The 8,454-nt window shown below is 56.7% G+C and carries 1 protein-coding gene; it reads left to right on the top strand.

The genetic code is table 11. The annotated features are described in order from the left end of the window. A partial coding sequence (locus VCB98_RS13260; RefSeq protein ID WP_346053332.1) for an Ig-like domain-containing protein occupies positions 1-8,454 on the top strand: 8,454 nt, incomplete at both ends.

Below are 8,454 nucleotides of genomic sequence, written 5' to 3'. Positions count from 1 at the left end.
CGATCGTGCCGGCAACCAATCCGGGTGGGCCGCCATCAATTTGATCATCGACACGGTGCCTCCGGAGATCCAGGTTCTCTCTCCGGAGGACGGCGGCCTTTACCTTGATCCCATGCAGGGGCTTGAACTGGCCTGGCAGGACGAGGGTGTCGGTGTTGATACGCAGACGCTGGATGTGCAGCTCAATGGTGCTTCATGGCCAGGGAGTTGCCAGGCGGGAAATAATGGCGGCAATTGTATTCTCGCGGAACCGTTGGCAGATGGCAGCTATACAGTCACTGTCAGCATTAAAGACAAGGCGAGCAACCGCTCCGAGACGGCAAGCATTGAATTTCTGATTGATACCAGTGCGCCGGAAATTGCTTTTGTATCGCCGGACGAGGGGAGTATTCAGGGCGATCCAAGCCGATCAGTCACCCTGGAGTGGAATGATCTTGGTAGTGGGGTCAATCCCGAATCCCTGGTACTGGAACGGAACGGCGCCGGATGGAATGCCGACTGCGACGTGAGCCCCGGTGGTGCCGTTTGCGTCGACCCAGACGGACTCGATGACGGTGATCAATATTTGACCGCTCGAATCAGCGACTATGCCGGCAACCTCTCGGCTGTTGCCGATCTGACCTTCACCATGGACCTCCAGCCGCCAGCGATTTCAATCGTCAGTCCCCAGCCCGGAGAGACCCATAATGAGCCGGAGCGTCCGCTGGAGTTTGAGTGGAGTGATCCAGTTAGCGAAGTGGACCCTGCCTCTTTGGACGTGCGGCTGAACGGCGAGGCTGTCGCAATTGATTGCCAAAGTGATGAGGCAGGCGCGATCTGTCATTTTGCCGATGCCGTGACTGACGGGGAGTATGAACTGAAGGCGCAAGTGGCCGACGATCTCGGCAATCTGTCAGAGCCTGCCCTTGCGGATTTTGTGATTGATACCGAGCCACCTGTTCTGGAGATTGAATCGCCTCAGGATGGCGAGTCCTATACGGCTCGGGATCTGCAGATTAAAGGCAGTGTGAACGAAGCGGCAGATCTGAGCATAAACGGCGAAGCCGTGTCCGTCGATGGGCTTGAATTCGACATCGAATGGCCATTGGAAGCCGGTGAGAATTCGCTGTCAATCAAGGCCGTGGACCGGGCAGGCAATAGCACGGTCGAAGAGCTGACAGTTTATTTCCAACCGCCGGCGCCGCTCATTGATATCTATCATCCGCCGGCCGGTATGGTGACCAATGCAAGTTGGGTGCCTGTTTCGGGGGTCGCCAGTGGCGCTGGGCAATTGCAGCTCAATGGGCAAAACCTGGCCCTGAGTGAAGCCGGCGAATTTGCCACCACCATTCACTTGTTTCACGGTTTCAATACCTTCCTGTTAAGCGCAACCGACCCGTGGGGGCTGGAAGAGTCCGTTCTGGAGTTCAGCATCTTCCGCGTTGACCACGTCGCTGCGATCCAGGAACAAGGGATGTCGATCGAGCGGCTTGAGGATCAGGGTCCGGACCGCCGCCGCATCGAAGGCGGCGCAGGCAGTGTTCCTGGGGGCAGCACGGTAACGATTGAAGTGGTTAGCAGCGGGTCTGGCCCGATGCAGCTTCAGTCCACCGGTCAAGGCTCAGGAGAAGTGGTCTACACGGTCACCGTCGAGGCCAATGCCGATGGGAGCTTCGAAGCGGAACTCGATATTCCGGAAGGTGCCACCCTGCGTATCCGGGTTATTGATGAAGATGGTGTGGTGCATGAGTCGGAAGTGGATCCAGACTCCTTGCCTGACGGCGATAGCGACTCAGATGGTGACAACGGCGACGGCAGTGGTGGGCCCGGCAGCGGCGGCGACGGCGGAGTTCCGGATTGGGATCCCGCTGGGTCCGTGCCGGGCAATATGAAAGGCCAGTTCTCCGTGGGCCCGTCCGGGCAGTCCATGTATGAGATTCCCATCAGCGTCATGCCCGGTGCCAATGGACTCAAACCCACCTTGTCTTTGAGCTACAGCAGCCAGGCCGGCAATGGTCATTTCGGCAAGGGCTGGTCGCTCTCCGGACTTTCGAATATCAATCGCTGCCCGAAGACAGTAGCCCAGGATGGGAAATCTGGCGGCATAAGTCTGGACGAGAATGATCGCTTTTGCCTCGACGGAGACCGTTTGGTGGTTGTCGAAGGCGGCTACGGCGAAGCGGGTTCTATCTACGCCACAGAGGTCGAAAGCTTCCAACGCATTGAGGCCTCCGGGCAGACCGGCAATGGCCCTTCCTCTTTTGAGGTGCGTGGCCAGGACGGGCTGATAAGAAAATATGGTGGCGATGCGGCAGTTGTTCCGCTTGAGTCGGATACAGTCATGACATGGCCTCTGAGGCGTATTTCCGATCGATTCGGGAATTTTGTTGAGTTCGATTACGAAATCCGGGAAGAAAAGGATGCGCTCGAGTGGTACCCAGCTAGCATAGAATGGTTCAATCAAGATGGTACTAAGCTCGGAAAAGTAAAGGTTCAGTACGAATCCAGGGGTGATGTTAGCCACCAATTTAATGTTGGTGGAGCAAGCCGAACCAGCAAAAGAGCCAACCGTGTTTCTGTTTATGGGCTAGATGCAGACGGTAGTATTTCAGTGAGACTTGCCTACGAACTGGTTTACGAGCAAATAGGAGCTTCGAATAGTTCTCATATAACAAAAGTCATTAAGTGTGCACTTGGTTCAGAATGTCTAGCTCCGACTAAGTTCCAATATGACATTGCAGAAGAGAAGGGTTGGTCTGATTCCGAACGATACGCTCGACCACTTGAAGGAATGGTGATGTCGGGGCGTGCCGATCCCATGAGCGTTCGTCCAAGTATTATTACCGTTGATAAGGATAAGATATTTCGGCGTGAAATGCTTTCACACCCGAATGTTCTTGTCGGGTCTTCTGAGGGCTATTGTGTAAGACCAGATGGTATTCCTGTTGACCCGACTATAGAGTGCGAAGAATGGATAGCTAAGAGAGTAAGTATTGGTGATATAAATGGAGATGGAACTGACGAGCTTGTAATGCCATATGAGGCAACAGGATTCGCTGTGGTTGATCTAAGTAGCGGCGAGCATTTGCAGGTCTTCGATATGACAAGCGGGGCTGCCCCAAATGTCGATGAAAGTCAGGGTAGTGTGGTCTCGGATTTTACAGGCAATGGTCGTGCTGATCTTGTAATGGCAGGCCGAACATCTGGCGGAGAAGATTTCGTCAGGATGGCAGTGAATAATGGCGGAATTCTTGAGAAGTTGCCTCATCAAACACTGTCAGATTTTGGCGAAATCACCTATTCTTCAGCTAATGTCATAAATAATGGCCGAGCCGATTTGATCGGGTGGAGGGAATCGGCGATCAGCCCGAGGGTCAATATTGAAGCGTGGTCTTTTAAAGAGAATGCAGGAGAGTTTCAATCTATCGACTCTGCATCAATTGACTATTCAGAGGTTGGTCACACCAAAATCGCCAGTATCCAGATTGCCGATTTGACGGGGGATGGGATATCAGATCTTGTCGTTCGCGGTACTTTGGAACGGGCGACAGTGCCGGGTCTCGAACACTTTGTCCGGGTTCATATTGGAAGAAACGGAAAGTGGGAAAGTGATCCGGACTGGCAAATCCTGACTGAGTCGGATATCGGTAATGTCTTCGTTGTAGATACTGAGGGCAACGGCTATTCGGATGTTGTCGTCCGACATGAAGGTCAGTGGGTTGTCGCAGGATGGAATGGAAGTCAAGCGCGAATTCGCGAAATTACTGATGTCAATATTCCATCAAGGGTAAAACGTAACGGGGCCATGCCACTTGATGTTTCGGGTGACGGCAGGCCTGCTTTCGTCCTTACAGATGGGTCAACATCATATTACGTGCCCGAAGGCGAACGTAACTCAGGCGGTGTGTCTGGGGTCATCGATAGCCTTGGGGCTCTTACGAGGGTTTTCTACGGCCAGACCAGAGCCCAGCATAATGTGTATTATGCTGGACATCTAGAGGCCGGCGTTGCGGAAGAGCATCTTGGGTATCCTTATGTGCACTCTGCCGGCCCGGCCCACGTAGTGGCATCTATATCGGAGGATAGTGGATACACTGGTCAAAGTGGCCAAAGCACGATTCTCACCTCATATAGGTACTATGGTGGTAAAGCAGACGTGTCCGGCAGAGGGTTTTCTGGGTATCGAAGGGTGGATACCGTTAATGAGAATACCGGTATTCGATCAACGAATTTATACCACCAGGAATTCCCTTTCTCGGGCATGTTGGAGCGGGCTGAGCAGGTCCGGCATTTGGATTCCTTGCCAGTTTCCATTTCCCCGCAATCGGTAGATGGGTTGGTCGCCAGCTTCGAGTTATGCCCGCCAGTGGACGATGAGTGTGTTGGTCCGGGCCAAGGCGGGTCGGACGAGATTAATTTCCCGTCTGATGACGGGATCATCAAGACGGCACAGCAGGAAGTCAATACCATAACTAGTGAAAATGGCCAGCCGTTCCCACATGTTGAGCGATCGGTGGAAACGCTTTTCGACTTGCATTCTGGTGAAGAGTACAAGCGCGTAGTCAACGAAACTGAATATGACGAATGGGGCCAGGCAGTAGAGGTGACCCAAACCGAGTCGGCCCCCGGCGGAGGGCAGAAACAGAAAGTCACCATCAATCAATACGACCCAATTGACCCGGACACATGGTGCTGGGGTCGGCTGTCTGATGTTTCGGTAACCCACTCTGTTAATGGCGAAAGTGCCACTCGACATGCCTCGTTTGACTATGATCCGGGGCACTGCGCGCTCAAGTCAGAGACGGCAGGTCAGCCCGGTGGTTTGCATAAAACAGCTAGCTACCAGTATGACCGTTTCGGCAATGTGATCGAGACCACGCGGGGCGGTGCTATGGCCGATGGCGCGCCGGTCGCACCCCGCAGTACCAACCATGATTACGATGGCACCGGTCGTCTGTTGATCGAGACAACAGATGCCGAGGGGCATACGGAAAGCTATCAATATGATCATCCTCTGTTGGCCCGAACCGCAGTGACCGGGCCGGATGGCAATACCGCGACCAAGGGTCACGACAGCTTTGGACGCGTCACTTCGACCACCGGTATTCCCTCATCGCGGACATCGACGACCGATCGAAGCTGGTGTGGGGGCGACTGCATTGATTCTAGGGCCGTCTATCGTGTCGAGACTGCCCATAGCGTGGAGGGTGCGGAGTTCTCCGAGTACGATCGATTGGGTCGGGTAGTGGTCTCTGGATCCCAGGATGCCAATGGTGACTGGCTCCTCAAGGAAGTTCACCACGATGCCAAGGGCCGCGAGTACCTTGTCTCCGGTCCCCACCGTCCCGGTGCGCCTGCCTCCTGGGAGATGACGCTTTTCGATGCACTGGGGCGCCCGATTGCGGCGTATTCCACGGGCAGTGGCGGGAGCATGAGGTCGACCGGTTCCGCGCCCTACGCACCCGGAGACCCGGGGGATCTTGTCCTAAGGCAGAGTACCGAGTATGCCGGTCTGACCATGACCGTGACGGATGCGGACGGTGATCAGAAACGGCGAACAGAAACAGCCTGGGGAGAGCTCCTGCAGGTCGTCGAAGACCCGGGCGGCAAGAATATCGTCGTGGACTATGCCCATCACCCCGATGGCCAGATTCGGTCGGTCACCCGGCGGGATGGAGGTGATACCCATGTCACCGAGATCCACTATGACGCCCTCGGCAATAAGCGCTTCATGTCCGATCCGGACATGGGCGAATGGCACTACGTGCACAATCCCTTCGGAGATCTGGTCAGCCAGACGGATTCGCTGGGTCAGACGACATCCATTGAGTATGACCAGGTTGGTCGAAAGGTGCATCGCTTGGATGCCGATGGCACTGAATCCACCTGGCAGTACGATGCTGCCGGGCGTCTTGCGGCACGAGCATCCGGCAACGGTTTTGCACAGATAAAGATTTACGATGAGTGGTCCAACCTCCAATCCACGCAGTATTTCATCGATGACCAGCGCTATGCCCTGAGCTATGTGCGGGATGACTATGGGCGTGTGGAACGGGAGATCATGCCCGTGGGCGGCGGTCACGAGTACAGGCTCATGGCAATTCCGGTTCAAGAAGCCGGTGGCGTCAAACTGCTTTGGTCAACGCGTAGTAGCGATGGGCAATATCGAGTGAGACGGCAACCCGTGGGTGCTGAGTCCGGTTCGAAATACTGGTCGGCCGATCAGGACCTTTCATCTGACTTGTTTAGTGTTGTTACCCATAAGGATGAAGGCATTTTTTCCGCCGGTGATTATAGTGCCGACCCGGTGACGCTGACTTATTTCCTGGAGCGGTGTGAACAGGATTCTTGCGTCACGCTGGACCAGGTGGAGGTCACCCTCAATCCGCCACGGGCGATCCCTGGCGCGCCTGAGTTGATGACGCCTGCCGGAGAGGTGGCGCATGGTGCCTACGCGCTTTATTGGGGCAATGCGGAATGGACGCTGGATAGTGAAATGGAGTACGAAGTCCAGCGGGCCTCGGCAGTTCAGGATGGCGGTGAATGGATAGCGAATACCGACTGGCAGGATGTCACGGACGGCGAGCCCGGCGATGTACAGGCCTGTAATGCCCAGGATTCCGTGGGCCCCGATGGCGGCACGTCGGGCATGGCCTCGGCCCAGCTATGCCCCGAGCCGGGGAACTATCTGCATCGAGCGCGTGCTTGCGCCTCGCAGGGGGGCGGTCCGGCCGAGTGCGGCGAGTGGGTGCAATCGGAAACGCCAACCGAAGTGCGTCGCTTCCCGGTCCTTCCGGAGGCAGGGCTCAACAAGAGCAATTCCACTAGCTCGCACTCATCGCTGACCGAGTTCTCCTGGGATCGACCGGAGAATCACGCGATTCTGGATGAGGTGAGTTACCGCCTTGTCATGACATCCACGTCCTCTCCGGGGCTGGAGGGCGAATCGACACCGCTCGAGATCCATGAAGGCGGTAGTAGACACGCGAGCTGGGAGCGGGAGGCCTTCTGCGTTCATGATCAGACCGCTCCGGGACCTAATGCCTACGATTACGATCTTGAGCTCGTGGTCTGCAGCTCGGATGGCTGTAGCAAGGCGCCGGTCTCCCTGTCTCTTGAGGATGTTGTCCTGGATGATGACACATGCGGTGTTTCGCTTGAGTCGAACTTTGTCCGCTGCGCAGTTGATGGAAGATCTGAGATAGAGCTGACGTATGGCGCCCCCTGGGCGGAGTACTACGATGTCGACTACCGAGAGCAAGGCAGTAATTGGCAGTCGCTGTATAGTGGGCCATCTACGTCAACTACCTTTGCCGCGGAAGAAGGCGTGTTTTACGAGGCCCGCGCTAGAGCTTGTGATGCTCAGCAGTGTTCGGACTATGCCTACACCACGGATTTCGGCCGAATTTGCGATAACGAGACTTCCCCGCCCGGTGGGTTCTCGCTTGCCTCGCAGGGCGAGCCGGAGGTAAGGCAGGGTACCTGGGGAGAATGGTCCAGCCTGGAATATGCGACATGGACTTTGCCGTCTGGCCACCCGGGGGCGGGGCAGCATGGCCAGATCCGCTCCCTTGAAGACCCTGACCCGAACCAAATGCCGGCCATGGATCTCGTTGAACGGGCGCCTTATGAGCTTGCCTATGTCTATTCCAGCCACACCAGCGCGGTGGTTCGCGTTGACGGCGCCCTTGGCGGCGATAACGCTGACGGCGGCTGGGAGACCCACTGGGAAATGGGTGAGCTTGATGCCCAGGGGCGTTTGCGAGAGGCCCGGCTCGGCGGTGGTGCGGTGGTTTCGGAAAACCACTTCAATCCCCGAACTGGCCGGCTGACTGGCCGCACGGACCGTCTACACGGCAGCCAGGTACTTAACAGAAGCTACACCTGGACCCGGGCCGGTCGGTTCGAGGGCCGGGCGGATCACCTGCGTGGCATCGCCGAGACCTTTGAGTACGACTCGGTGGGTCGCCTGGCGGTCAGCCAGCGCAGCTACAGCGGCAGTGACGCGATTGCGCCGGCCCGGCTCGACTACGGCTATGATGATCTGGGCAATCTGACCTCACGCACGGGCGTGGGTACCTACCAATATGGCGATAACGGCCATCCCCATGCCCAGCCCCACGCCGTGCGCGCGGTCAGCAACGGCGATGGCAGTCAGAGCTTCGAATACAATGCCGCCGGCAATATCGTGGACGGCGAGTACCAGGTGGACTGGACACCCTTCCACAAGCCCGCCCGTATCGACCGTGACAGCGGTACCGCCCAGTTCCGCTACGGCCCCGGGCGCTCTCGCTTCTGGAGCCGGCAATACCGCTCGGATGCCTCGGGTACCGACCGGACCACGATCTACGTGGGCGGAGTCTTCGAGCGCATGATCGATCACGGCCAGGACACCACCCTGGACCGCCATTATGTACGTGTCAGCGGCAAGGTGGTGGCGACCGTGGATATTGCCGAGGAAGAAGAAGCCGAGTC

The organism is Natronospira elongata (assembly GCF_034931365.1).
Lineage (GTDB): Bacteria > Pseudomonadota > Gammaproteobacteria > Natronospirales > Natronospiraceae > Natronospira > Natronospira elongata.
This window is presented reverse-complemented; position numbering and strand designations above follow the sequence as displayed.